This is a genomic window from Sphingomonas sp., assembly GCF_019635515.1.
Taxonomy (GTDB): domain Bacteria; phylum Pseudomonadota; class Alphaproteobacteria; order Sphingomonadales; family Sphingomonadaceae; genus Sphingomonas.
The window spans coordinates 189,021-212,512 of the sequence record NZ_JAHBZI010000001.1; the positions used below are offsets into that span (position 1 = coordinate 189,021).

Below are 23,492 nucleotides of genomic sequence, written 5' to 3' on the forward strand. Positions count from 1 at the left end.
GGTTTCCTGACAGCGTTATCAGAGGTTCAGCGCTTGAGTCCACTTTCAAGCCATCGTGCGGCATCGTCGGGGCTCTTTTTGCCCGTATCGCGATCGACCATGTAATTGGCCTCGCGCATCCGCTCGACCGCGATCGCGCCGACCAGAGGCTTGAGCAGCGCCTGCATTCTGGCGTCGCCGGCATGGGCGGGCGAAAGCAGCAGGATCGCGTCATAGCCGGGGATCGCGCCGAGCGGATCGCTCAGCACCGTCAACTTGTCGGCGGCGATGCGGCCGTCGGAGCTATAGGCGGTGATGACGTCGGCGGCGCCGCTGGCAAGCGCGCGGTACATGAAGGTCGGCTGGTATGGGCGCCCCGACTTGAACTCGATGCCATAGGCCTTACGCACCGCCGCCCATTCGGGGCGCTCGAGGAATTCGGGATCGGTGGCGAAGTTGAGCTGACCGGCCTGACGCGCCAGGTCTTCCAGGCTGACGATCCCGCGCCTGGCCGCATCGGGCCCGCGCATCGCAAAGGCATAGGTGTTCTCGAAGCCGAGCGAGCCGAGCATCGTCACCTCGTGCTGCGCCTTGACCCATTCGCCGACGCTCGCGACGATGGCCTCGCGGCTCGGCACATCGGTGCGCTTCATCTGGTTGGCCCAGACGGTGCCCGAATAATCGACGAGGATGTCGATATCGCCGCCGGCCAGCGCGGAGTAGGCAACCGCCGAGCCGAGACCCTCGCGGTAGCGAACCTTGTAGCCCGCATCCTCCAGCCGGTGTCCGATCACCCGAATCAGGATGTATTGCTCGGAAAAGCCCTTGGCGCCGATGGTGATCGTGCCCTTGGCCGAGGGCCAGGCGGGGGCGAGCGCGACGAGGATGCCGAGCAACAGGGCGCCGAGGCTAGCCCAGACCAGCGCGCGTTTGCGCCGGGCGATCCCATATTCGGCGATCCCGAGCAGGGCGTCGGCCGCCAGCGCGAGACCGGCGGCGGCGACACAGCCGGCCAGCACCAGCGTCCAGTTCTGTGTCTGCAGCCCGGCGAAGATCAGGTCGCCGAGGCTAGGCTGGCCGACCGTAGTCGAGAGCGTCGCCGCGCCGATCGTCCACACCGCGGCGGTGCGGATGCCGGCCATCAGCACCGGTGCGACCAATGGCGCCTCGACCAGCCAGAGCCGCTGGCCGCGGGTCATGCCGACGCCGTCGGCGGCCTCGATCACCGCCGGATCGAGATTGGCGAGGCCGGTGACACCGTTGCGGAGAATCGGCAGCAGGGCATAGAGCGACAACGCCAGCAGCGACGGCAGGAAGCCGAGCGCCGGAATCCCGCCGCCGACCAGATTCGAGAGCGAAAGCAGGATCGGATAGAACAGCGCGAGCAGCGCCAGGCTCGGGATCGTCTGGACAAGGCTGGCGAAGCCGAGCGCGATCCGCGCCACCGTCCGGTTGCGCGACGACAGCACTACCAGCGGCAGGCTGACCGCCAGCCCGAGCAGCAACGCCGCGAACGCCAGCAGCAGATGCTGGGCGAGCAGTTCCGGCACGCGGGCGAACGCGGCGGTCACCGGGTGCGCCGGCTATTCAGCAATTTTCGTATTTCCAGTTGCGTCGCTTGCCCTCGCGAATCCAGCGCAACGCCTCGGCGACGCGCCTGGCCTTGGTCTCGGGGCGCTTGGCTTCCCCGATCCATTCGCAATATTCGCGGCGGCAGCTTGGCGGAAAGGCATCGAAATGCGCGGCGGCGGCATCATCCCCGGCCAAAGCCTGGGCGAGCTCGGGCGGCACCGGCAGTTGGGGCTTGGGAGCGCCCGCGCGCTTCGGCTTCGCCCCCGAATCGGTCAGCGCCATCGCCTCCTTGACCTGCCGCTCGAGCGTCGCCGCGTCGGGCAGATCATCGAGCGCTTCGACGCGGCCATATTGCCCCATCGCCGAGCCTTCGAGGCCGGTCTTCAATTCCTGGCGGTGCCAGAAGCCGAAGGTGGCATGCGCCTTGAACGCGGCCATGTTGGCGAGCGGCTTGCCCTTGTAGACGAATGCCGGGATCGACCATTTGATCGTCTCCTCGGCTTCGGGGCAGGCGGCGTGGACACGCTCGCGCAGCCAGATGAGGATCGGCTGGGCGAATTCGGCGCGGCTGGCGATATAATCGTCGATACGGGTGTCTCGGGGCATGGTCGCGATGCTGTCGCGCGTGGCCCCGAGCGTCAAGGCAATCAGGGTTCGAGCGAATCCTCATCGGCGTCGTCGAGATCGTCATCGTCGTCGAGGCTATCCTCGTCGAAATCCGCCTGGACCTCATCTTCCGCGCTTGCGGTGGCGGTCAGCTCGGCATCGTCATTCTCTTCGCCCAGCTCGTCATCGGCCATGCGCAGATCGTCTTCGTCATCGTCGGCATCCTGACCGAGATCGGGCATCAGATCGGTAAGGATCGCCCCGTCGGTCGGGCCGTTGCTGGTCGCTTCGAGAATTTCGGCACGCTGGCTCTCGTCATAACCCTCGTCATCGAAACCGTCATCGCCCGAACCCTGTGCGGGAACCTGATGTCCGCCCATCGCCTGTCCTCTCTTGCGCGCCCGGAACAGCCGAGCCGTCACAAGCGCTAACCGCGCGAGGGGGTGACTCGTTCCCTCAGGTCGCGCGGAACATGCGGCCCTTCTCGGTGATGGCGATGATCGCGAACGACAACACCCCCATGGTCACGAAACCGATGTAGAGCGGCACGGTGGTGCCGTCGAACGCCTGGCCGATCGCCGCGCCGAGCAGGGCGCTGCCCATCGTCGCGACAAAGCCCTGCAGGCTGGAGGCGGTGCCGGCGATCTCGCCCATACGCTCCATCGCCATCGCCGAGAAATTGGCGTTGGCCAGGCCCATGCAGCCCATCATCAGGGCCTGGAGCAGCGTGAAAGACCAGAGCGCCTCATGGCCGGTCCAGGTCACCGCGAGGTGGATCGCGGCGAACAGGATCACGCCGCTGAGCGCGGTGTGCGAGATGCGGCGCATCCCGATTTTCATCACCAGCTTCGAGTTGATGAACGAGCCGACCGCCATCGTGCCGGCGACGACGGGGAAGATGATCGCCAGTAGCTCGGGGCGATGGAAAACATCTTCCATCACCTGCTGGATCGAGCCGATGAACCCGAACATCGCGCCCGACAGCAAGGCGATGGCGAGCGTGTAGCCGACCGCACAGCGATCGCGGAGCACCAGCAGATAGTCGCCGAGGACGCGGCGGGGGGCTAGCGAGAGCCGCGCCTCGGGCGCCAGCGTCTCGGGCATGCGCAGCCAGAACCACAGCACGACGAGCATCGACACGCCCGCGACCGCCCAAAAGATCAGCCGCCAGCTACCGCCAAGCAGGATTAGCTGACCGAGGCTGGGCGCGAGGATCGGCGCCGCCATGAAAACGATGAACGCCAGGCTCATCACCCGCGCCATCGCCCGGCCCGAATAGCAATCGCGGACCAGGGCGACCGAAACCACGCGCGCTCCCGCGGCGGCGGTGCCCATCGCGAAGCGCGCGACGAGCAGCAGCACGAAGCTGCCCGAGATCGCGGCAAGCGCGCTGGTCACCACATAGGAAGCGAGCGCGAGCGCCAGCACCGGGCGGCGGCCATAACGGTCTGACAGCGGGCCATAGGCGAGCTGCGAGATGGCGAAGCCGAGCAGGAAGGCGGTCAGGACATATTGGCGGTGATTGGGCTCGGTGACGCCCAGCGCTTCGCCGATCGCGGGCAGCGCCGGCAGCATCGAATCGATGCCCAGCGCCGTCAGCCCCATCATCGCGGCGACCAAGGCCACGAACTCGCCAAAGGCGAGCGGAGACTTGTTGGCGCTCTGGGCGCTGAGGTGCGGCTGGGCGTCCATCGCGCGTGCAAATGGCGGATCGGGGCGGACGCGTCACCCCCCGGCTTGACCAAAATGCGGTAAAAGGGTAGTGTGTTGCATAGATAATACGCCTACGGAGATGTGCCATGATCCGCTTTGCGCTGCTGCTCGCGCCGTTCGCCCTCGCCGCTTGCGGCGGTGCGGGCACCTCGATCTCGCTGACCGGAAACGGCGCTGACGGGGAAGGCAATGTCAGTATCAAGACCGGCGCCGATGGCGGCGTCTCGATCGAGGCGCCGGGCGTGTCGATCTCGACCAAGCTGCCCAAGATCAACCTCACTGCCGAGGATTTCGACGTCAACGGGCTGAAGCTCTATCCCAAATCGGCGATCCGCGAACTGAACGCGGTGGGCAATGACAAGATGGGCGCCAAGCAGGACAGCCATGTCACCGTCGCGTTCGACAGTCCGGGGCCGCTGGCCACGGTCCAGGCATGGTTCCGCGAGAACCTCGCCAAACAGGGTTTCAAGGTCGAGGCCAAGGGCAATGGCTTTGCCGGGACGACCAAGGACGGCGATCCGTTCACGCTCGAGCTCACCGCCGATGGCGAGCAGAAGGCCAAGGGCAGGATCGAAGTGAAGGGCAGCTGAGCTCGGCTGCTGCTGCGGAAGCATGAGCGCGTTGCGCGGACATATGCTTGTCCGCATGGGCGATGCGGGTCTATCCGGGTCCGATTCAGGAGACTCGCATGTCCACCAATATTCTCGAGCAGGTTCCGCTCATCTCGATGGCCGATCAGGCCGCTGATCCCGAAGGCTTCGCGCGGAAGCTCGGCGAATCCTTCCAGCGCTTCGGCTTCGCGATGGTCTCGGACCATGGCGTGCCGCAGGATATCGTCGACCGCGCCTGGGCCAAGACCAAGGAATTCTTCGCGCTGAGCGAGGAAGAGAAGCGTCGATACCATGTCCCCGGTCAGGGTGGCGCGCGCGGGCTGACGCCGTTCAAGACCGAGATCGCCAAGGGCGCGACCTATGTCGACCTGAAGGAATTCTGGCACGTCGGCCGCGAACTGGCCAAGGGCCACCGCTTCGAGGAATTCATGCCCGCGAATATCTGGCCGGACCGGCCGGAGGGGTTCAAGGAGACCTTCCTCGCGCTGTTCCAGGCGCTCGACGATGCCGGCGACCGGCTGCTCTCGGCGATCGCCCGCTATCTGAAGCTCGCGCCCGACTGGTTCGATCATGCGGTCAAGGACGGCAATTCGGTGCTGCGCCTGCTCCATTATCCGCCGGTCGATGCGAATGCTCCCGAGGTTCGTGCGGGCGCGCATGAGGATATCAACCTGATCACCCTGCTGCTCGGTGCCGAGGAAGCGGGCCTCGAGCTGCTCGACCGCGATGGTTCGTGGCTCGCGGTCAAGCCGCCCGAAGGGGCGATGGTGGTGAACGTCGGCGACATGCTCCAGCGGCTGACCAACCACGTTTTGCCATCGACGACGCACCGGGTGGTCAATCCGCCGCCCGAACGTCGCGGCCATGCCCGCTATTCGATGCCCTTCTTCCTGCATCCCGCGCCCGATTTCGTGATCGAGACGCTGCCCGGCTGTATGCAGGACCGGCCCAATCGCTATCCAGAGCCGATCAGCAGCCATGATTATCTGCAGGAGCGGCTGGTCGAGATCGGGCTGGTCAAGAAGTAAAGCTTTCTTCCCCTCGCCTTCCCGCAACGGCTAGGGGAGGGCGATCCAGGGGAGACCGCATGACCGCACCGCTTCGTATCGCATTGGCCGGGCTCGGCACCGTCGGCGCGGGCGTGATCCGCCTGCTCGACACCAATGGCGAACTGATCGCTCGGAGGGCGGGGCGTGCCATCGAAGTGGTCGCGGTCTCGGCGCGGGATCGTTCGAAGGATCGCGGCGTCGATATTTCGCGGTTCGACTGGGTCGACGATCCTGTCGGGCTGGCGGAACATGCGGACGCCGATGTCGTGGTTGAACTGATCGGCGGATCGGACGGACCGGCGCTGACTCTGGCGCGTAAATCGCTTGCCGCGGGCAAGAGCGTGGTCACCGCCAACAAGGCGATGATCGCGCATCATGGTCTTGAACTGGCGCGGGCGGCCGAGAGCGCCGACCTCGCGCTCAAGTTCGAGGCGGCGGTCGCGGGCGGCGTGCCGGTGATCAAGGGACTGCGCGAGGGTGCCGCGGCCAACGTCATCGGCCGCGTCTATGGCATCCTCAACGGCACCTGCAATTTCATCCTGTCGAAGATGGAGGCTGAGGGCCGCGATTTCGCCGATATCCTCAGCGAAGCGCAGCGGCTGGGCTATGCCGAAGCCGATCCGAGCTTCGACATCGACGGCGTCGATGCCGCGCACAAGCTTTCGATCCTCGCCAGCCTGGCGTTCGGCGCGCAGCCGGCGTTCGGCGACGTCGCGATCACCGGCGTGCGCCATGTCATCGCCGCCGACATCGCCGAAGCGGCAGCGCTGGGCTACCGGGTGCGGCTGCTGGGCGTGGCGGATTCGGGGCCGCACGGGCTGTTCCAGCGCGTCCATCCGCACCTCGTGCCGATCAGCCATCCGCTAGCGCATGTCACCGGATCGACCAATGCAGTGGTGGCGGAAGGGAATTTCGCCGGGCGGCTGCTGTTCCAGGGCGCGGGGGCGGGCGACGGACCGACCGCCTCCGCCGTGGTCGCCGACCTGATCGACATCGCCCGTGGCGAGTTTGGTCCGCCTTATGCGATGCCCGCCGACGCGCTGGCGGCGCAGGGCGCGGCGGACAGCGGCGAGCGGCGCGGGCGTGCCTATCTGCGCTTCACCGTGCCCGACCGGGTCGGCGTGCTGGCGGAGATCGCCGCGGCGATGCGCGATGCGGGCGTGTCTATCGAAAGCCTGATCCAGCGCGGCGCGAGCGAGGATGACAGCGTGCTGCTGGCGATCGTCACCCACGAAGCGCCCGAGCGGTCGGTTGCGCAGGCGCTGGAGAAACTGCGCGGATCGCAGGCGCTCGCCGGTGAGCCGATGTGGATGCACATCCTCGGCGATTAGGCGCTATTTGTCGGTCGCGTCGAGCGGCGCGGTGACCAGCGTCTTGCCTTTGCTCGGGCACACCGGGGCGCCAACGACACCACAGGCCATGCCGGTGTTGCGCACCGCCAGATTCTTACCATCGACCTTTTCCGAAGGAAGGTCGGTCAGCCGGTAGCGCGCATTGCGATCGCGCGGCACGGCGACGATCGGGATCCGCGTAGCGCCAGGTCGCGCCCGCGCCGCGATACGCACGACCTTGGCGCGCCGGGCGCGCTGCGGATCGGGAGCGGGGGCGGCGGTGACGCCGGCAAGGGCAAAAGCGAGGAGCAGCATGCACGATCAAACGTGCATCCGCCGCGATGTATCCCTGCCATTGTCAGGGCGGTGTCTAGCGCAATTTGTAGCGGACACCGCCGCCCGAGCTGACAGTCACGCTGGCGCCGACCGATCCGCAATGGACGATGAAGGCGCCCTTGCCGCATTCGGCGAAGCCCTGCGCCTCGGGCGTCCACACCATATCGTCCTGGGCATGGGCGTTGCTCGTGCGCCTGGTCGAGACCACGAACGGCGTCTGGTAGCGATAGGCCTCGCGCGTGGCGCAGACGACGATCTCGCCATCGTCCTTGGGCTGGCGGCAGCGCACCACCGCGCTCGTCTTCTCGCGATACTCGGCATAGGCGGCGGCGACGTTGGTCGAATCCTGAAGCGCCAGCATGATCGGCAACAGCAACGCCGCTCTCCTTCCCGATATGCCCCGATCGAAACATTGCCGAAACCTTGTGGCCGAAATGCGATGCGACAACGGTATCGGCATCGACAATCCGGCGCCGCGCTCCTATCGGGTCGGCCAAGACTTTTGAGGGGATTTCACATCACCATGCAGCAGCCCGCCAGCCAGACGCTGGACCGCGTCCTCGTCCTCGAAATGGTCCGCGTCACCGAAGCCGCGGCGATCGCCGCATCGACGCTGATCGGGCGCGGCGACGAGAAGGCTGCGGACCATGAAGCGGTCGAGGCGATGCGCGATGCGCTCAACAAGCTGCCGCTCGACGGCACCGTCGTGATCGGCGAAGGCGAGCGCGACGAAGCGCCGATGCTCTATATCGGCGAGAAGGTCGGCGCGGCGCAGGGCAGCGGCCCCAGGATCGACATCGCGCTCGACCCGCTGGAGGGCACGACGATCTGCGCCAAGGCCGGCCCCAACGCGCTGGCGGTACTGGCGGTTGCCGAGGAAGGCGGTCTTCTTAACGCGCCCGACGTCTATATGGACAAGATCGCGGTCGGCCCGGGCTATCCCGAGGGCGTGATCGATCTCGCCAAGTCGCCTACCGAGAACGTCAAGGCGATCGCTGCCGCCAAGGGCGTGCAGCCCAATGAGATCATCGCCTGCGTGCTCGATCGCCCTCGCCACGAGAAGCTGATCGCCGAGCTGCGCGGCGTCGGCTGTGGCGTGATGCTGATCGGCGATGGTGACGTCGCCGGGGTGATCGCGACCACCGATCCCGACACGACGATCGACGTCTATATGGGTTCGGGCGGCGCGCCTGAGGGCGTGCTGGCCTGTGCGGCGCTGCGCTGCGTCGGCGGCCAGTTCAAGGGACGGCTGCTGTTCCGCAACGACGACGAGCGCGCCCGCGCGCGGAAGTGGGGGATCGAGGATCTCGACAAGATCTACGACCTCACCGAACTCGCCCGTGGTGATTGCATCTTCGCCGCGACCGGCGTGACTGACGGTTCGCTGCTCGAAGGCGTCAAGCGCCTGAAGGGCAAGATGACCACCGAGAGCGTGGTGATGCGCGCCAGTTCGGGCACGGTGCGCTGGATCAAGGGCGAGCATCGCAACTGATGGCGATCGCGCTGCTGATCGCGTCGCTGGCAGCGCTGTACTGGTTTCAACGCAACGATGTCCGCAACTTCCAGCGGTTCCGCGAGGTCGAGGACACGAAGACGCGCCAGCGCGCCTTTCTGCGCTGGGCGGCGGGCGCATGCGCGATGTTCCTCGGCGTGCCGCTCATCGGGCTGGCGACCCTCGGCCGCTTCGATGCGCTGACCGAATTTCCCGAGGAATTCTGGAGCGTCGCGCTGGAAGTCCCGGCGATCCAAACCGGCGGCGTCGCAATGGGTGCGGCGATCGGGGCGGTGATCGGCGGCGCGATCGCCGGCGCACTGATCGCGCTGCGCCGCGGCAAGGCGGCCAGGCCGCCCAAGGGCATGGACATCACCCCGTTGCTGCCGCGCAACCGCGCCGAACTGCTCCATGTCGTGCCGCTGGCGATCAACGCCGGGATCAGCGAGGAAATATTCTTCCGCGTCTATCTGCCGTTGCTGCTGGTGCTGGCGGGCGTCCCGGGCTGGATCGCCTTTGTCGCATCGGCGCTGATCTTCGGGGCGATGCACCGCTATCAGGGCGTGCTGGGCGTGGCGGTGACGCTGGTGCTCGGAATGGTCTTCACCGCGCTCTATCTGGCGAGCGGCGGGCTGTTGGTGCCGATCCTGTTCCACCTGCTGATCAACGCCAATGCCCTGCTGTTCCGCCCGGCGGTCCAGCTCCGGTTTCGTCGCCCCGCCGATTGACAGGCGCGGCGCGGGGTTCTCCAACGCTTCTCGAATAATGGGAGTTCGGCATGCGCAAACTTGGTCTGGTTGCTCTCGCGGCGATTGCCGTCCCGCTCGCCCCGGCGCCCGCGCAGCAAGCCGCGCCCGTCGCCGGCGCGCCGGTCGAGGCCGCCTTCACCTATCAGGAGGTGATGATCCCGATGCGCGACGGCATCACCCTGCAGACGGTGATCCTCCGCCCCAGGGACAAGACCGGCAAGCTGCCGATCCTGCTCCAGCGCACGCCCTATGGCGTTCCCGGCCAGGCGCCGCCGGCGGGGCCGGCTTCGTGGAAATATCTCGCCGAGGACGGCTACATCATGGTCTTCCAGAACATGCGCGGCCAGTTCAAATCGGGCGGCGATTTCACCATGTCGATGGCGCTCCAGCCCAAGGGGGCGAAGGGTGTCGACGAGGCGACCGACGCCTATGACACCATCGACTGGCTGGTGAAGCATGTCGCCGACAACAACGGCAAGGTCGGGATGTGGGGTGTTTCCTATCCCGGCTACGCGGCCGCGGTCGCGCTGGCCAGGCCGCATCCCGCGCTCAAGGCCGTCAGCCCGCAGGCGGCGTGGAACGACTGGTGGATCAACGACGATCTCCATCGCAATGGCGCGATGCGGCTGAGCTACGCCACCGACTGGTTGTTCTCGCTGCAAAACAACGATTCCGGCAACGGCTTCGATTATGGCGGCAAGACCCCGGTCGATACCTATGACTGGTTTCTGAAGCTCGGCCCGGTCGCCAATCTCGATCGGCTTTATTTCAAGGGCAGCGTGCCGCGCCTGACCGAGATCATCGAGCATCCCGATTATGACGATTTCTGGAAAAGCCAGCGCTGGACCGACCGGCTGGGCGTGACGACGGTGCCGACGCTGCACGTCGCCGGCTTCTGGGATCAGGAGGATCCGCTCGGCACCTGGAAAATCTACGAGAAGATGGAGGAGAAGGATCCCAAGGGGCTCAACATGATCGTCGCCGGCCCCTGGGCGCACGGAACTTGGCACACCACCAACGACAAGGTCGGCTATGTGCCGATCGGCAAGGATGCCGGCAGCGATTTCATGCGCGATATCGAGGCGCCGTTCTTCGCCTATTGGCTGCATGGCAAGGGCACCCAGCCCAAATTCGAAGCCAAGATGTTGCAGAGCGGATCGTGGGAGTGGAAGAGCTACGCCAAATGGCCGGCGCCCGGCGCGACCGCGACCAACCTGTATCTGCATGGCGACGGCACCTTGTCGTTCACCGCGCCGGCGGCGGGCGAGGCATGCCGCGAATATGTCTCCGATCCCGCCAATCCGGTGCCGTTCCGCGAGCGCCCGATCTCGCGCACCTATCCGTCGCAGGAATGGCGCTGGTGGGAGAGCGCCGACCAGCGCTTCGTCGATCACCGCCCCGATGTGCTCAGCTACACCAGCGCGCCGCTCGATGCCGACCTGACCGTCACCGGCGATATCGTCGCCAGGCTGATGGCATCGACCTCGGGCACCGACAGCGATTTCGTGGTCAAGCTGATCGACGTGCTGCCCGACGATATGGAAGCCAAGGGTTCGGGCGGGCCGCTCGGCGAGTATCCCAAGACGCTCAACGGCTATCAATTCCCGATCGCGATGGAGGTCCGCCGCGGCCGCTATCTAGCCGATCCGGGCAAGGCGACGCCGCTGGTGCCCGATCAGGTGATCGCCTGGGATGTGCCGCTGCGCGACCATGACCATGTCTTCAAAAAGGGTCACCGGATCATGGTCCAGATCCAGTCGAGCTGGTTCCCGGTGATCGACCGCAATCCGCAGAAGTTCGTGCCGAACATCTACAAGGCGAACGAGGCGGATTTCGTGAAGGCGAACCAGCGGGTGTGCAGCGGATCGATGATCACGCTGCCGGTGATGAAATAGCCGTCAGCCCGAATTGCGGAGCGCCGTCGCGATGGCGTTGATCGAGAGCAGGATGCCCTCGCCGATGCGGGGGTCGTCCTCGCCGGCGCGGTGGCGCTTCATCAGCTCGATCTGGAGCAGGTTGAGCGGCTCGATATAGGGCAGGCGCAGGCGGATCGAGGTCTCCAGCGCCGGGTGCCGCTCCAGCAGCCGCGTCTGACGGGTGACCTGGAGCAGGCCGTCATGCGTCGCCTGCCAGCCCTGCTTGATGCGGCCGAAGATGCTGTCGCGCAGCGCTGCGTCCTCGACGAGCGCGGCATAGTGCCCGGCGATCTCCATGTCGGACTTGGCGAGCACCTGTTCCATATTGGCCAGTGTCGAGGCGAAGAGCGGCCAGGCGCCGGCCATTTCGCGCAGCAGCCCCTTGTCCTCAAACGCTTCGAACGCGGCGCCGACGCCGTACCAGCCCGGCAGCATGATCCGCGCCTGCGCCCAGCTGAACACCCAGGGGATCGCGCGCAGATCCTCGATCGCGTCGGATTTCTTGCGGCTGGCCGGGCGCGAGCCGATCTTGAGGCCGGCGATCTCGGCGATCGGTGTCGCCTGGCGGAAGAACTGGCGGAAACCCTCCGTCTCGTAGACGAGGCCGCGATAGGCCTTGAATGCCGAGTCCGAGAGCCGGTCCATCGCCGCGGCGAAGCGTGTGGCATCGGCCTTGCCAAGTTTCTCGGGCTCGAGGCTGGCGAGCAGGGTGGCCGATGTCATCGCCTCGAGATTGGTCATCGCGCTCTCGCGGGTGCCGTACTTGGCGGCGATGACTTCGCCCTGCTCGGTGATGCGGATGCGGCCCTGCACGGTGCCCTTGGGCTGAGCGAGTATCGCCGCGAACGAAGAGCCGCCGCCGCGTCCGACCGCACCGCCGCGGCCATGGAAGAGCTGCATGCCGAGATGCGCCTTTTCGAACACCGGCCTGAGCGCGGTCGATCCGCGCGACAATTGCCAGGTCGAGGTCAGATAGCCGCCATCCTTGTTCGAATCCGAATAGCCGATCATCACTTCCTGATGCCCGCGCGCGGCGGCGATGTGCGCGACCTCGGGAATGGCGAGCCACGCCTCCATGATCGCGGGCGCGCCCTCCAGGTCGGCGATGGTCTCGAACAGGGGGATCGCCATCACGTCGGCGCGGGGTTCGTCGCCGGGAATATAGAGCCCGGCTTCCTTGAGCAGCAGATGGACTTCGAGCAGGTCGGACACCGACTGCGCCATCGAGACGATGTAATGGGCGATGCAGGCGCGGCCATATTTCCGGTGGCTCGCCGCCGCCTCGCGGACGACCGCCAGCTCGGTCGCGGTCTCCTCCGAATAATCGGCATAGGGGCTGGTCAGCAGCCGCGGACTTTCGAGCTCCTTGCGCAGCAGCGCGACGCGAACCTCCTCATCAAGCACGAGATAGTCCTCGCAGACACCCCCCGCCTTGAGCAGTTCGCCGACGACGCGCTCATGAACGGCGCTGTTCTGGCGCATGTCGAGGGTGGCGAGGTGGAAGCCGAAGGTCTCGACCGCGCGGATCAGCCGCCCGAGCGCGCCGCCGGTCGCGAGCGGACCCTCGCCCTCGCCGGCCAAAGCGTGCGCGACCACGACCAGATCCTCGCGAAGCTCGGACGGCGTTGCATAAGGTGCCCCCGTCAGCGGCGCGGGGCGCGGAGCGGGCTTGCCGGTCAGTGTTTCGTGCGTTGCCGAAAGCCGCGCGTAGATGCCCGAAAGCGCGCGGCGATAGGGTTCGTCGGCGCGGCTGCGGGCATCGTCGCCACTGGCATCGGCAAGCGCGAGCAGCGCATCGCTGACCATGACATGCTCGGTCGAGATCGACAGTTCGGCGCCGAGGGCATGAACCGCGTCCATATAATAGCCGAGCACGGCCTCGGCCGATTTGGCGAAGGCAAGCCGCATCGATTCGGCGGTGACGAACGGATTGCCGTCACGGTCGCCGCCGATCCACGAGCCGGCGCGCAAAAAGTTCGGCACGCGCTCGCCCAGCGCACGATCCCAGCGCGCATAGAGCGTCGGCATCACCGGCAGGAACACGTCACGCAGATAGGAAAGCGCGATCTCGACTTCATCGGCCACGCCGAGCTTTTCGCGGCGCAGCACGCGGGTCTGCCACAGCAGGGCGATCTGGCGGGCGATCGCCTCGTCGATCAGATCGCCATCCCGCGTCTCGGACAAATCCATATCCTTGAGCGCCATCAGCTCGGCGATCCGGTTCTTGTGATCGATCATCGATTTGCGGCGGACTTCGGTGGGATGCGCGGTCAGCACCGGCACGATCAGCGCGTGCTCGAGCAGCCGCATCACCGCGTCGTGCCCGATGCCTTCGGCCTCCAGCCGGGCGAGTGCGCCGGCCATGTCGGCATCGGCTTCGGCAGCGACGCCCTGGCGGTCCTCGGCGAGATTGGCGAGCATCGAGAACAGCATGAAGCCGCGCGTGAAATCGAGCGTCTCGTCGAGGCTCAACCGGTCGAGCCCGCGATCTATCGCGCCGGCGCCAGCCACGCCACGGGCACGATCGACCGAGGTCGCGCGGATATATTCAATGCGCTTGAACAGCTCCTCGCCGCCATAGGCGCGGATCACATCGCCCAGCAGCTTGCCGAGGAAGCGGACATCGGAATTGTTTGCGATCGCGAGACTGGCCATGGGATTATTGCTGCACCGCAATGAAGTGTCGGGTCAACGAAGTTATCCTTTGGCGCCGGCATCGCGGCGCCAATACGAATCTCACGCACCAACATTTGGGGGTACGCCCGGTTCCTGCGGCGGGAGTGTGGCGATCCCGCTAGGCGAAGCGCATGACGGATATGCCAGGGGACGCGGCGCCAGCCGCCAGCCCCGCCTAGCGCGCGGAAGCGCTGCCGCTCAGCTCGTCGTCCTCAAGCCACTGGGCGACCAGCGGCTCGTTCTCGATCACCGTCATCTGCTGCGGCGGGAGCGTGCCGCCGCCGTTCATGCCGAGCGTGTCGGGAATGACGACCATGGTCGTGCCGGGGCCCACGACGTTGGCGAGCGCGCGGCGGAACGGATCGCTGCCCTGGAAGCGGCCCGAGGGTTGCGCCGGCATATCATAGGCGATCGCGGCGGACTGGCCGGGCAGCGGCACTTTCGCCCAGCGATAGTCGCCACCGGTCACGTCGCGCAGCACATAGGCCTGGACGCGGTCGATCACCCCTTCGAAGGTCACCGGCGCCGATCCGATCTCGACGCCGTTGCGCAGCACCACCATCCGCCGGTCGGCGGCGCTGACCACGATCGAGACCGGGCCGCTCGGCGACAATTCGGGCCGCCACACCGCCGGGCCGGCGGCCGGCTGCCGCGTCAGTTGCGGAGTCGGGGCGAGGCGCAGTTCGGCGGGCTGGTCGACGATCACCACCGTCATGCCAAGGGCGGTCTCGCCGAACAGCAGCGGCGCGAATGCGTGCGGCAGGCGAACACAGCCATGCGACGCGGGATAGCCGGGCAGCGAGCCGCCATGCAGCGCGATCCCGTACCAGGTCAGCCGCTGCATATAGGGCATCGGTGCGTTGGAATATTTGCTCGAGCGGTGCTTCACCGCCTTTTGCAGGATCGGGAACACGCCGAGCGGCGTCCGATGGCCGGGGCGCCCGGTGGAGATGGTCGAGACGCCGATCGGCACGCCGTTGCGATAGGCGATCAGCCGCTGGGTGGCGATATTGACGATCACCAGCATCGGGCCCTGGGGGGCGATTTCGGGGGCCCAGATATATTCGCCGGGTTTCAGCCGCGCGACCGCGTCCATGACGGTGCCCGATGAGATCGGCTGCATCTGCGCGGTGCCGGCGGTGGCCAGCAGAGCGACCGAGGCGGCGAGGATCAACGCACGGCTACGCTTGGACCTCAGCATCGCGAATCCCCCCGGCTCGTATAGCGAGCATTAACCATTGCGATCCTGAAATCAAACGCGCGATTGACCCATATCGAGCGGACGTCTAGGGGAGCCCGGTCCTTCGGGGAGTAGCCGCCGCCGGGTTTCTGGCGGAGCGCAGCGTCAACATACTCGGTGGAGACACCGTGGCGCGCGTGAGGCGGGCGGAAGCCCGGCTGGCGAGACCGATGGCATGGCTTTTCGCTCGGGTCGGGCGGGAAAGCGATGCTGTCGTTCGTCTCTGCCTGACCCCGGGAATTTTCATGGAAGCCTTTCTCTCCTCGCTCGGGCTCGTCGCACTTGCCGAAATGGGCGACAAGACGCAGTTGCTCGCCGCGGTGCTGGCGATCCGGTTCCGCAAGCCATGGGCGATTATCGCCGGCATCCTCGCGGCGACGCTTGCCAATCACTATCTCGCCGCCCTGCTCGGTACCGTCGCCGCGGCGTGGCTGGCCAGTCCCGCCTTTCGGGTCGCGATCGGCGTCTCCTTCCTCGCCATGGCGGCGTGGACCCTGATCCCCGACGAGCTCGACGAAGGCGAGCAAAAGGCGCCGCGTTACGGCCCGTTCCTTACCACCCTGGTCGTCTTCTTTCTGGTCGAGATGGGAGACAAGACTCAGCTCGCAACCGTCGCGCTGGGCGCGCGCTTCAACGATGTGCTGGTGGTGACCGCCGGAACGACGCTCGGCATGATGCTTGCCAACGCGCCGGTGGTCTTGCTGGGCAACAAGCTGCTCGCCAAAGTCGATTTCGTGCTGGTGCGGCGCGTCGCCGCCCTGCTGTTTTTCGGCCTCGGCTTGTGGACGATATGGGACGCACTAAGCTGAGCGCGATGCCGCCGAACCCGCTCAAACGCCTGCTGATCGCGCAGGTCCGCAAGACCTTCAACGACGCCGCCAAGGGCGAGACGCCGGTGATCCGTCAGCCCGACGGGCTGTTCGGCCCACAATCGGTGTGCTGGCGCGTGCATGGCGATGTCGTGACGATGATGGTCGGCGGCGTCGCGGCACTGCTGTTGCAGATGCTGCATCCGGCGGTGCTCGCCGGGGTCTGGGATCATTCGGCGTTCCGGCAGGATATGTTGGGGCGGCTCAGGCGCACCGCGCGGTTCATCGCCGTCACCGGCTATGATTCGCGCGCAGCGGCCGAAGCGGCGATCGCGAAGGTACGCGAGGTGCACACCCGCGTGAAGGGCACGCTGCCCGATGGCACGCCCTATGCCGCCGACGATCCCCATTTGCTCGCCTGGGTGCACGTCACCGAAGCGGTGTGCTTCCTCGATGCGTGGATCCGCTATGCCGAACCGCGCATGTCGACGGCCGATCAGGAGCGCTATTTCGCCGAGTTCGCGATCATCGCCGAAGCGCTCGGCGCCGATCCGATCCCGCGCAGCCGCGCCGAGGCTGAAGCCTTGATCCTGTCGATGCGAGGCGAGCTGGTTGCCGATGCGCGGACCCGCGAAGTCGCGCGGCTGGTGCTGGCGCAGCCCGCGCCGAGTCTGGCGATGAAGCCGTTCCAGGCAATGGTGTTCGGCGCGGCGGTCGATCTGCTGCCGGATTGGGCGCGGGCGATGCACGGGCTTTCGGGGGCGGGAGTCGCGACGCCGGTGATACGCACCGGCACGGCGGGAATGGCGAGCGCCTTTCGCTGGGCGTTTCGCTAAGGGTCCGTATCTAGTCCGCCGGATCGTCGATCCCGCCGGCATTGGCGGGCACCAGCTGTACCTGGCTATGGCCGCGCCGGATCAGCCCCAGCTCGCGGGCGGCGGCGCGGGAGATGTCGATCAGGCGATCATTGCCCCATGGGCCGCGATCGTTGACGCGCACGATCACGCTGTGCCCGTTTTCGAGATCGGTGACACGGACGCGGGTGCCGAACGGCAGCGTGCGATGCGCGGCGGTGAAATCTTCGGGATCATAGGCTTCGCCGCTGGCGGTGCGCTTGCCGGTGAAGCGATCGGCGTAATAGCTGGCGGTGCCCATCGTCGTCGCCAGTTCGGCATCCACGCCCGGTGCGCGTGCATGGGAAGCGGATCCCGCGCACAGCGCCGCTGCCGCCAGCATCGTCAGCCGAATCCCGAAATGCCCCATATGCGCCTCCCGGGGCGCGGACATGCCGTGGAAACGTTACCAAACCCAAGCCGCACGCGCCGGAACCGCGACATGCGGTGCCGGCGGGGCGGTGAACGGAGGCTCAGACGTCGAGATTGGCGACGCTGAGCGCGTTTTCCTGGATGAATTCGCGGCGCGGCTCGACAACGTCGCCCATCAGGCGGGTGAAGATTTCGTCAGCGACATCGGCCTGATTGATCTGCACCACCAGCATCGAGCGGTTGGTCGGATCGAGCGTGGTCTCCCAGAGCTGCTCGGCATTCATCTCGCCGAGACCCTTGTAGCGCTGGATCGCCAGCCCCTTGCGCCCGAAAGCGAGGATCGCGTCGAGCAATTGCGACGGGCGCGAAACCAATGTCTCGCCCTTGGCGACGGTCACCGGTTCCTCGGTATCTTCCGCGCCTTCATCCGCTGCGACTACGGCCTCGGCTTCCGCGGCGGCACCCTTCGACGAAACCAGCTTGGACGGCAGCAGATATGACGGCGCCTGCTCGACCGCGAGGGCATGGAGCTTGCGGGCTTCGGCGGAGACGAGGAATGCCGCCTCGACGATATGATGATCGGTCACGCCGCGCCACAGCCGTTCGAAATGATAGCCGCCCTCCTCGGTGATCCGCGCCGACCAGCGCGCCTCGGGGTCGGCGGCGTCGAGGCGGGAGACCACGGTCCTGAGGCTCTCGGCCCGTGCCTCGCGCGTCGCATTGGGATCGAGCCCGTTGCCAAGCGCCAGCACCTCGATGATGTCGGGCGAATAGCGCCGCGGCACATAGCGCATCAAGGTTCGCATTCTTCGCGCATGTTCGACCAGGGTACGCAGATCCTCGCCGCTGCGCTGCTGCCCTTGCGTATCGAGCATCGTCCCGCCGATGCCGGCATCGACCAGATACTGATCGAGCGCGCCATCGTCCTTGAGATAGACTTCGCTGCGGCCCTTGGTCGCCTTGTAGAGCGGCGGCTGGGCGATGTAGAGGTGCCCGGCCTCGATGATCTCGGGCATCTGGCGATAGAAGAAGGTCAGCAGCAGCGTGCGGATATGCGCGCCATCGACGTCGGCGTCGGTCATGATGACGATCTTGTGGTAGCGCAGCTTTTCGAGATTGAAGTCGTCGCGGCCGATGCCGGTGCCCATCGCCTGGATCAGCGTGCCGATCTCGCGGCTGGCGAGCATCCGGTCGAAGCGCGCGCGCTCGACGTTGAGGATCTTGCCGCGCAGCGGCAGGATCGCCTGGAAGTGGCGGTCGCGGCCCTGCTTTGCCGATCCGCCGGCGGAATCGCCCTCGACCAGGAACAGTTCGGACTTGGCGGGATCGCGCTCCTGGCAATCGGCGAGCTTGCCGGGCAGCGACGCGATATCCATCACGCCCTTCCGCCGGGTCAGCTCGCGCGCCTTCTTGGCGGCCTCGCGGGCGGCGGCGGCGTCGATCACCTTCTGGATGATCTGGCGCGCGACGGCGGGGTTTTCCTCGAGCCATTCGGCGAGCTTGTCGGCCATCAGCGATTCGAGCGGCTGGCGCACTTCGGACGAGACCAGCTTGTCCTTGGTCTGCGAGCTGAACTTGGGATCGGGCAGCTTGACCGAGACGATCGCGGTCAGACCCTCGCGCATATCGTCGCCGGTAAGCGTCACCTTCTCCTTCTTCAGCGCGCCGGATTTGTCCGCATAATTGTTGATGGTGCGGGTCAGCGCGGCGCGGAAGGCGGCGAGGTGGGTGCCGCCGTCGCGCTGCGGGATGTTGTTGGTGAAGCAGAGGACGTTTTCGTAGTAGGAATCATTCCACTCCAGCGCGACATCGATGGTGACGTCGTCACGCGTGCCGTTGATCGCCACCGGATCGGGCATCAACGCGGTCTTGTTGCGATCGAGCCACTTCACGAACGCGGCGATGCCGCCCTCGTAATAGAGCTCGACTTCCTTGACCTCCTCGTGCCGCGCGTCGCGCAGGAACAGGCGCACGCCCGAATTGAGGAACGCCAGCTCGCGATAGCGGTGTTCGAGCTTTTCGAAGTCGTACTCGGTGATCTTGAAGGTCTGGGGGCTGGCGAGGAAGGTCACGCGCGTGCCCTTCTTGCCCTCGGGCGCCGGGCCAAGCACGCGCAGCGGCGCGACCGCATCGCCGAACGCGAAGCGCATGTAATGCTCCTCGCCGTCGCGCCAGATATTGAGATCGAGCCACTCGGAAAGCGCGTTGACCACCGACACGCCGACGCCGTGGAGGCCGCCGGAAACCTTATAGGCATTGTCGTCCGAGGTGTTCTCGAACTTCCCGCCGGCATGGAGCTGGGTCATGATGACCTCGGCCGCCGAAACGCCTTCCTCGGCATGGATGCCGGTGGGGATGCCGCGGCCATTATCCTCGACCGAAACCGATCCATCGGCGTTCAGCTGGATGACGATCCGGTCGCAATGACCCGCCAGTGCCTCGTCGATCGCATTGTCCGAAACCTCGAACACCATGTGGTGGAGACCCGAACCATCGTCGGTATCGCCGATATACATGCCCGGCCGTTTGCGCACCGCATCGAGGCCCTTCAGGACCTTGATCGAATCGGCGCCATAGGCGTTCGCGTTGGGAGTGTTTTCGGGAGTTGCGTCGTCGGTATTTGCCATGCCCAGCATATAGGGTCGGCACCAGCAAAACGAAAGCGAAATGGGGCGGGTGCAAGCCCGCCCCGTCAAGCTTTTTCGAGGCTATATCCCCGGGATATCGTAGCTGACGAAGCTGGTGCCGATCGCGGCGACCGGGGTGCGTGCGCCCGTGGTGGTCAAAGCCGCGCGCGCGGCGTTCAGGCGATCGCGCCGCCCGCCACATGGTAGCGCGTCGCCTCGCCCGGCACGGCGGCGAACAATTCGGGCTCGGTGCCGGTCATCCACACCTGGCCGGCGCCGGCGAGTCGCGCGAACAGGGCGGCGCGGCGGCCGGGGTCGAGATGCGCGGCGACCTCGTCGAGCAGCAGGATCGGCGCGCGTCCAGTGCGCTCGGCGACCAACTCGGCATGGGCGAGGACGAGCCCCAGCAGCAGCGCCTTTTGCTCGCCGGTCGAGCAGAGATGGGCGGGCTGGTTCTTGCCGAGATGGGTGACGATCAGATCCGCCCGGTGCGGCCCGGCCAGCGCGCGGCCGGCGGCGGCGTCGCGGCGGCGGCCTTCGGAAAGCGCATGGCCGAGCTGCGAGGCATCACCCTGCCAGCCTTCCAGCGCGAGGCCGGCGCGCGCGAACACGCCTTCGGGCTGCGTGGCAAGCCGTTCGTCGAGCAGCGCCACGGCCTCGCGCCGTGCCGCGTCGATCGCCGCGCCATGCTCGGCCATGCGCGCCTCCAGCGCGGCGAGCCAGTCGGGATCGGCGGGCGTGTCCGCCGCCAGCAGCCGGTTGCGCTGGCGCATCGCCGCTTCGTAGCGCGCCGAATGATGGGCGTGGCCCTGGGCCAGCGCGAGGGTCAGCCGGTCGAGGAAACGGCGGCGTTCGCCCGGTCCCTCGACGAACAGCCGGTCCATCGCCGGGGTCAGCCACAATATTGTCAGCCATTCCGCCAGCGCCGACGCCGAAGCGGCGGCACCATTGACGCGGACCAGCCGCCGCTCGGGCGCGCTCGCCTGGGTGCCGGTGCCGATCGCCGCCCCGGCGCCGAGCTCGGCGGCAACGCCGAACCCGCCACTTCCCCCCTGCCGCGCCATTTCCGGCAGCGCCGCGCGGCGCAGGCCGCGCCCGGGCGCGAGCAGCGACACGGCCTCGAGGATATTGGTCTTGCCCGCGCCATTCTCGCCGGTCAGCACCACGAAGCCCGCGCCCGGCATCAGCGCGGCGTCGGCATGGTTGCGGAAATCGGTCAGGACGAGGCGGGTAACGGCCATTACGGCGTCTCTAGCGCAGCCTCTTGCCGCCGGACAGCGCTTCGCGGATGATCGGAGGTGAAAAGGGGATGTCGATGATCCGGACCTGCCTTGCCGTGGCGGCGCTGCTGCTTTCCGCCTGCTCGCCGTCGAAGCCGGAGGACATGACCGCGCGCTATGCCCGCGAGGGACAGCCGGCGCTGGTCGCGATGACCGCCGCGAACGGCGATGCGCGCGTCGCGGCGGGCGAGACGCTGTTCCTGCGCAAAGGCGGCCAGGAATATATCGTGCTCCACGATGCCGCGGGCAGCTTCAGCGCCAGGATCGACGACGCCCTGGCGGTGTTCGCCGAGGATAAGTCGGGACTGATGGCCAGCAACGGCCCGCGCCCCCAGCCCCAATATGCGCTGAGCGAGGCCGGTTCGGAGAGCGTTGCCGGGGTGAAGGGCAAGGTATGGAAAGGGCATCCGCGCGACGTTCCGTCGCTGACTTCGTTCGAAGGGGTGGTCAGCGGCGATCCGGCGCTGGCGCCACTCGGGCAGGCGCTGGCGATGCAGACCCGCTTCGCGGTTCTGCGCAACAGCGCCGATTTCGGCGGGCCGGGCAATTTCGAGAAGGCGATGCTCGATCTGTTCGGCAAGGGGGCGGTGCTGCGGTTCAACACCATCCTCAAGCTCGAAAAAATCGACAAGGCGCCGATCCCGGCGACGATATTCGCGCTTCCCGAACCGCTGCTCGGACGCGATGCGCTCCGTGCCCGACTCCGCAAGCCCGCAAAGGAATGATCATGCGTTTGCTGTTCGCCGCGATCCTCGCGCTGCTTCCGCTTCCGGCCTGGGCCGACGTCACCGCCACCTATTCGCTGGGTAAGCAGGCCCTGATCGTCGAGGCCGACGATGGCGGTAATTCGCGGATCGGCATCGACGGCAAGTTCGGCATCCTCCGCCGCGACGGGGTCGATTATGTCCTGATGATCCAGCCGAGCGGCGAAACCCGGGTCGCTGAGCTGAGCGAAGTGTTGGCGCTGATGTCGGCCGTGATCGCCGGTGAATCGCAAAAGGGCGGTGCCGGCGGGATCATCGACAAGCCGTTCGTGCTGCAGGCGAAGGGCGATGCCGTCGTCGGCGGCTATACTGGCGCGGCATGGGCCTTCGGTCCCGAACAGGAAGCGGATGGCAGAAAGGGCGAGATGAAGGAGTTCGTGATGAGTGCGGACCCGGTGCTCGCGCCGGTCGGCGCGATATTCGCGCGCACGGTGGACGTCCTGCTGCCGCTGATGCGCGCGATCATCCCCGATTCGACCGGCTTTGCCGCAAAGGCGCGTGAGCTGCTCGCCACCGGCACGCCGCTGCGGGTCGATACGCTGTTCGAGCTGAAGACCGTCACGACGACGGAGATCGATGCCAAGCGCTTCGAATTGCCCGCGCCGGTGATCCCGGCGATGGAGTTCTTGATGGCGATGGAGCCGGGCGCGGGCGGCAGCGGGTTCAATCCGCTGCCCTGAGCGGTCAGATGCCCTTGAGGCCCGCAGCCGCCAGGCTCGCCTGTGCGATCTGATACTTGACCGGCTCGACGACGTTCAGCCTGCGGCGGATCTGATCGAGCGGCTCGGCGAGCAGCGTTTCGTAATCCTCGCCATGCAGCCAGCCGGCCTGCTTGCCGCGGCGATAGCCTTCGACCACCGCTTTGAAGAAGTCGGCCTTGCCGGTGACGCGGAGACTCTTCAGCGCGGCGCCAGCGCCGATGAATGCCCAGCCGAGACCGCCGGTCTGGGCATAGGAGAAGGCGACGAGGCAGGCTTCGCCAAGATGCTCGTCGGCCTGATAGCCGGTGATGACATGCCACAGATCGTGGATGTCGCGTTCGCGGCGGCCCATCCACGTATAGGGATGGTCGATCTGGGCATCGCCGAACTCGGCCATGCTGACTTCGGCGAGCCCGTCGGCGGAATAGCCGGTGGTGTCGAGGAAGTTGCGATAGGCGGCGCCGAGCGTGCCCTCGGGGAAACTGTCGATCCAGGCGCGGTCGGTCAGCCGCTCCGCCAGCTCGACGCGCTTATAGGCGATCGCGCCCCCTTTCGGCGTGGTCAGCAACTTGCGATAATTGCGCTGGGTGACGTCGCCGTTCAACGCGCGCATGATCTTGAAAACCTGTTCGGTATCATCGCCGTTCGAAAGCAGACGGCGGAGCGCGCTCAGGGCGGTGCCCCATTCGCGCTTCATCGGGAGGCCGGGATTGAACGGCGCGGGTGCGATTTGCGTAGCCATGCAACTCACATAGCCATTACTTACATCAATGTCA

Annotated in this window: 22 protein-coding genes; 10 read left to right on the top strand and 12 right to left on the bottom strand. The window is 66.6% G+C overall.

Annotated features, from left to right (window positions below; all coding sequences use genetic code 11):
• Window positions 1-26: 26 nt before the first annotated feature.
• The 4 genes from KF730_RS01035 to KF730_RS01050 all read right to left on the bottom strand — a co-directional run bounded on the left by KF730_RS01035 (window position 27) and on the right by KF730_RS01050 (window position 3,849).
• Complete coding sequence (locus KF730_RS01035; protein WP_294091643.1) at window positions 27-1,550, bottom strand: ABC transporter permease/substrate-binding protein; 1,524 nt, start codon at window positions 1,548-1,550, stop codon at window positions 27-29.
• Between the two features lie 16 nt (window positions 1,551-1,566).
• Entirely contained in the window at window positions 1,567-2,157 is a 591-nt protein-coding gene (locus tag KF730_RS01040; protein ID WP_294091644.1) for a YdeI/OmpD-associated family protein, read from the bottom strand.
• A gap of 41 nt (window positions 2,158-2,198) precedes the next feature.
• Entirely contained in the window at window positions 2,199-2,537 is a 339-nt protein-coding gene (locus tag KF730_RS01045) for a DNA primase (protein ID WP_294091645.1), read from the bottom strand.
• Window positions 2,538-2,613: 76 nt separating this feature from the next.
• Complete coding sequence (locus KF730_RS01050; protein WP_294091646.1) at window positions 2,614-3,849, bottom strand: multidrug effflux MFS transporter; 1,236 nt, start codon at window positions 3,847-3,849, stop codon at window positions 2,614-2,616.
• Between the two features lie 107 nt (window positions 3,850-3,956).
• On the opposite strand from KF730_RS01050, the gene KF730_RS01055 reads away from it, so the two are divergent.
• From KF730_RS01055 to KF730_RS01065, 3 genes are all read left to right on the top strand, one after another.
• Window positions 3,957-4,460 (top strand): hypothetical protein, encoded by a 504-nt coding sequence (locus KF730_RS01055; RefSeq protein WP_294091647.1) that lies wholly within the window; start codon window positions 3,957-3,959, stop codon window positions 4,458-4,460.
• Window positions 4,461-4,558: 98 nt separating this feature from the next.
• Window positions 4,559-5,509: a 2-oxoglutarate and iron-dependent oxygenase domain-containing protein gene (locus tag KF730_RS01060; protein ID WP_294091648.1), complete on the top strand. Its 951-nt coding sequence runs from the start codon at window positions 4,559-4,561 to the stop codon at window positions 5,507-5,509.
• 59 nt (window positions 5,510-5,568) lie between these two features.
• Window positions 5,569-6,861, top strand: a complete 1,293-nt coding sequence (locus KF730_RS01065; RefSeq protein WP_294091649.1) for a homoserine dehydrogenase — start codon at window positions 5,569-5,571, stop codon at window positions 6,859-6,861.
• 3 nt (window positions 6,862-6,864) lie between these two features.
• Here KF730_RS01065 and KF730_RS01070 read toward each other — a convergent pair whose 3' ends face one another.
• Both KF730_RS01070 and KF730_RS01075 read right to left on the bottom strand, forming a co-directional pair.
• Window positions 6,865-7,176 (bottom strand): hypothetical protein, encoded by a 312-nt coding sequence (locus KF730_RS01070; protein ID WP_294091650.1) that lies wholly within the window; start codon window positions 7,174-7,176, stop codon window positions 6,865-6,867.
• A gap of 55 nt (window positions 7,177-7,231) precedes the next feature.
• Window positions 7,232-7,573: a hypothetical protein gene (locus tag KF730_RS01075; protein ID WP_294091651.1), complete on the bottom strand. Its 342-nt coding sequence runs from the start codon at window positions 7,571-7,573 to the stop codon at window positions 7,232-7,234.
• 147 nt (window positions 7,574-7,720) lie between these two features.
• Here KF730_RS01075 and glpX point away from each other — a divergent pair, with 147 nt between their 5' ends.
• Genes glpX through KF730_RS01090 form a run of 3 tightly spaced genes read left to right on the top strand, consistent with a single transcriptional unit; the run spans window position 7,721 to window position 11,333 of the window.
• Window positions 7,721-8,689, top strand: coding sequence for a class II fructose-bisphosphatase (gene glpX, locus KF730_RS01080; protein ID WP_294091652.1), 969 nt, complete (start codon window positions 7,721-7,723; stop codon window positions 8,687-8,689).
• Window positions 8,689-9,417: a CPBP family intramembrane glutamic endopeptidase gene (locus KF730_RS01085; RefSeq protein WP_294091654.1), complete on the top strand. Its 729-nt coding sequence runs from the start codon at window positions 8,689-8,691 to the stop codon at window positions 9,415-9,417. Before glpX ends, KF730_RS01085 begins: the two co-directional genes overlap by 1 nt.
• Window positions 9,418-9,467: 50 nt before the next feature.
• Window positions 9,468-11,333: a CocE/NonD family hydrolase gene (locus KF730_RS01090; protein ID WP_294091656.1), complete on the top strand. Its 1,866-nt coding sequence runs from the start codon at window positions 9,468-9,470 to the stop codon at window positions 11,331-11,333.
• Between the two features lie 3 nt (window positions 11,334-11,336).
• Here KF730_RS01090 and ppc read toward each other — a convergent pair whose 3' ends face one another.
• Both ppc and KF730_RS01100 read right to left on the bottom strand, forming a co-directional pair.
• Window positions 11,337-14,009: a phosphoenolpyruvate carboxylase gene (gene ppc, locus KF730_RS01095; protein ID WP_294091657.1), complete on the bottom strand. Its 2,673-nt coding sequence runs from the start codon at window positions 14,007-14,009 to the stop codon at window positions 11,337-11,339.
• A 196-nt stretch (window positions 14,010-14,205) separates the two neighbouring features.
• On the bottom strand, window positions 14,206-15,231 hold the full coding sequence (locus KF730_RS01100) for a L,D-transpeptidase (RefSeq protein WP_294091658.1): 1,026 nt from the start codon (window positions 15,229-15,231) through the stop codon (window positions 14,206-14,208).
• A gap of 284 nt (window positions 15,232-15,515) precedes the next feature.
• Here KF730_RS01100 and KF730_RS01105 point away from each other — a divergent pair, with 284 nt between their 5' ends.
• Both KF730_RS01105 and KF730_RS01110 read left to right on the top strand, forming a co-directional pair.
• Entirely contained in the window at window positions 15,516-16,079 is a 564-nt protein-coding gene (locus tag KF730_RS01105) for a TMEM165/GDT1 family protein (RefSeq protein WP_294091659.1), read from the top strand.
• Window positions 16,061-16,915, top strand: coding sequence for an oxygenase MpaB family protein (locus KF730_RS01110; RefSeq protein WP_294091661.1), 855 nt, complete (start codon window positions 16,061-16,063; stop codon window positions 16,913-16,915). Before KF730_RS01105 ends, KF730_RS01110 begins: the two co-directional genes overlap by 19 nt.
• A gap of 10 nt (window positions 16,916-16,925) precedes the next feature.
• Here KF730_RS01110 and KF730_RS01115 read toward each other — a convergent pair whose 3' ends face one another.
• From KF730_RS01115 to recF, 3 genes are all read right to left on the bottom strand, one after another.
• Window positions 16,926-17,366 carry a septal ring lytic transglycosylase RlpA family protein gene (locus tag KF730_RS01115; RefSeq protein ID WP_294091663.1) on the bottom strand — a complete coding sequence of 147 codons (441 nt, stop codon included), beginning with the start codon at window positions 17,364-17,366 and terminating at the stop codon, window positions 16,926-16,928.
• 79 nt (window positions 17,367-17,445) lie between these two features.
• Complete coding sequence (gene gyrB / locus KF730_RS01120; protein ID WP_294091664.1) at window positions 17,446-19,980, bottom strand: DNA topoisomerase (ATP-hydrolyzing) subunit B; 2,535 nt, start codon at window positions 19,978-19,980, stop codon at window positions 17,446-17,448.
• 167 nt (window positions 19,981-20,147) lie between these two features.
• Entirely contained in the window at window positions 20,148-21,212 is a 1,065-nt protein-coding gene (gene recF, locus KF730_RS01125; RefSeq protein WP_294091665.1) for a DNA replication/repair protein RecF, read from the bottom strand.
• Window positions 21,213-21,286: 74 nt separating this feature from the next.
• Here recF and KF730_RS01130 point away from each other — a divergent pair, with 74 nt between their 5' ends.
• Window positions 21,287-21,976, top strand: a complete 690-nt coding sequence (locus KF730_RS01130) for a hypothetical protein (RefSeq protein WP_294091666.1) — start codon at window positions 21,287-21,289, stop codon at window positions 21,974-21,976.
• A gap of 2 nt (window positions 21,977-21,978) precedes the next feature.
• Window positions 21,979-22,695, top strand: a complete 717-nt coding sequence (locus KF730_RS01135) for a hypothetical protein (protein WP_294091668.1) — start codon at window positions 21,979-21,981, stop codon at window positions 22,693-22,695.
• Between the two features lie 4 nt (window positions 22,696-22,699).
• Here the strand turns inward: KF730_RS01135 and KF730_RS01140 are convergent, their stop codons facing one another.
• Window positions 22,700-23,458, bottom strand: coding sequence for a Coq4 family protein (locus KF730_RS01140; protein ID WP_294091670.1), 759 nt, complete (start codon window positions 23,456-23,458; stop codon window positions 22,700-22,702).
• Between the last annotated feature and the right edge of the window lie 34 nt (window positions 23,459-23,492).

Coding starts and splice junctions, on each gene's coding strand:
- KF730_RS01040 (WP_294091644.1), bottom strand. CDS start 2,157: ATGCCCCGAGACACCCGTATCGACGATTATATCGCCAGCCGCGCCGAA.
- KF730_RS01045 (WP_294091645.1), bottom strand. CDS start 2,537: ATGGGCGGACATCAGGTTCCCGCACAGGGTTCGGGCGATGACGGTTTC.
- KF730_RS01050 (WP_294091646.1), bottom strand. CDS start 3,849: ATGGACGCCCAGCCGCACCTCAGCGCCCAGAGCGCCAACAAGTCTCCG.
- KF730_RS01055 (WP_294091647.1), top strand. CDS start 3,957: ATGATCCGCTTTGCGCTGCTGCTCGCGCCGTTCGCCCTCGCCGCTTGC.
- KF730_RS01060 (WP_294091648.1), top strand. CDS start 4,559: ATGTCCACCAATATTCTCGAGCAGGTTCCGCTCATCTCGATGGCCGAT.
- KF730_RS01065 (WP_294091649.1), top strand. CDS start 5,569: ATGACCGCACCGCTTCGTATCGCATTGGCCGGGCTCGGCACCGTCGGC.
- KF730_RS01070 (WP_294091650.1), bottom strand. CDS start 7,176: ATGCTGCTCCTCGCTTTTGCCCTTGCCGGCGTCACCGCCGCCCCCGCT.
- glpX (WP_294091652.1), top strand. CDS start 7,721: ATGCAGCAGCCCGCCAGCCAGACGCTGGACCGCGTCCTCGTCCTCGAA.
- KF730_RS01085 (WP_294091654.1), top strand. CDS start 8,689: ATGGCGATCGCGCTGCTGATCGCGTCGCTGGCAGCGCTGTACTGGTTT.
- KF730_RS01090 (WP_294091656.1), top strand. CDS start 9,468: ATGCGCAAACTTGGTCTGGTTGCTCTCGCGGCGATTGCCGTCCCGCTC.
- ppc (WP_294091657.1), bottom strand. CDS start 14,009: ATGGCCAGTCTCGCGATCGCAAACAATTCCGATGTCCGCTTCCTCGGC.
- KF730_RS01100 (WP_294091658.1), bottom strand. CDS start 15,231: ATGCTGAGGTCCAAGCGTAGCCGTGCGTTGATCCTCGCCGCCTCGGTC.
- KF730_RS01105 (WP_294091659.1), top strand. CDS start 15,516: ATGGAAGCCTTTCTCTCCTCGCTCGGGCTCGTCGCACTTGCCGAAATG.
- KF730_RS01110 (WP_294091661.1), top strand. CDS start 16,061: ATGGGACGCACTAAGCTGAGCGCGATGCCGCCGAACCCGCTCAAACGC.
- KF730_RS01115 (WP_294091663.1), bottom strand. CDS start 17,366: ATGTCCGCGCCCCGGGAGGCGCATATGGGGCATTTCGGGATTCGGCTG.
- gyrB (WP_294091664.1), bottom strand. CDS start 19,980: ATGCTGGGCATGGCAAATACCGACGACGCAACTCCCGAAAACACTCCC.
- recF (WP_294091665.1), bottom strand. CDS start 21,212: ATGGCCGTTACCCGCCTCGTCCTGACCGATTTCCGCAACCATGCCGAC.
- KF730_RS01130 (WP_294091666.1), top strand. CDS start 21,287: ATGATCCGGACCTGCCTTGCCGTGGCGGCGCTGCTGCTTTCCGCCTGC.
- KF730_RS01135 (WP_294091668.1), top strand. CDS start 21,979: ATGCGTTTGCTGTTCGCCGCGATCCTCGCGCTGCTTCCGCTTCCGGCC.
- KF730_RS01140 (WP_294091670.1), bottom strand. CDS start 23,458: ATGGCTACGCAAATCGCACCCGCGCCGTTCAATCCCGGCCTCCCGATG.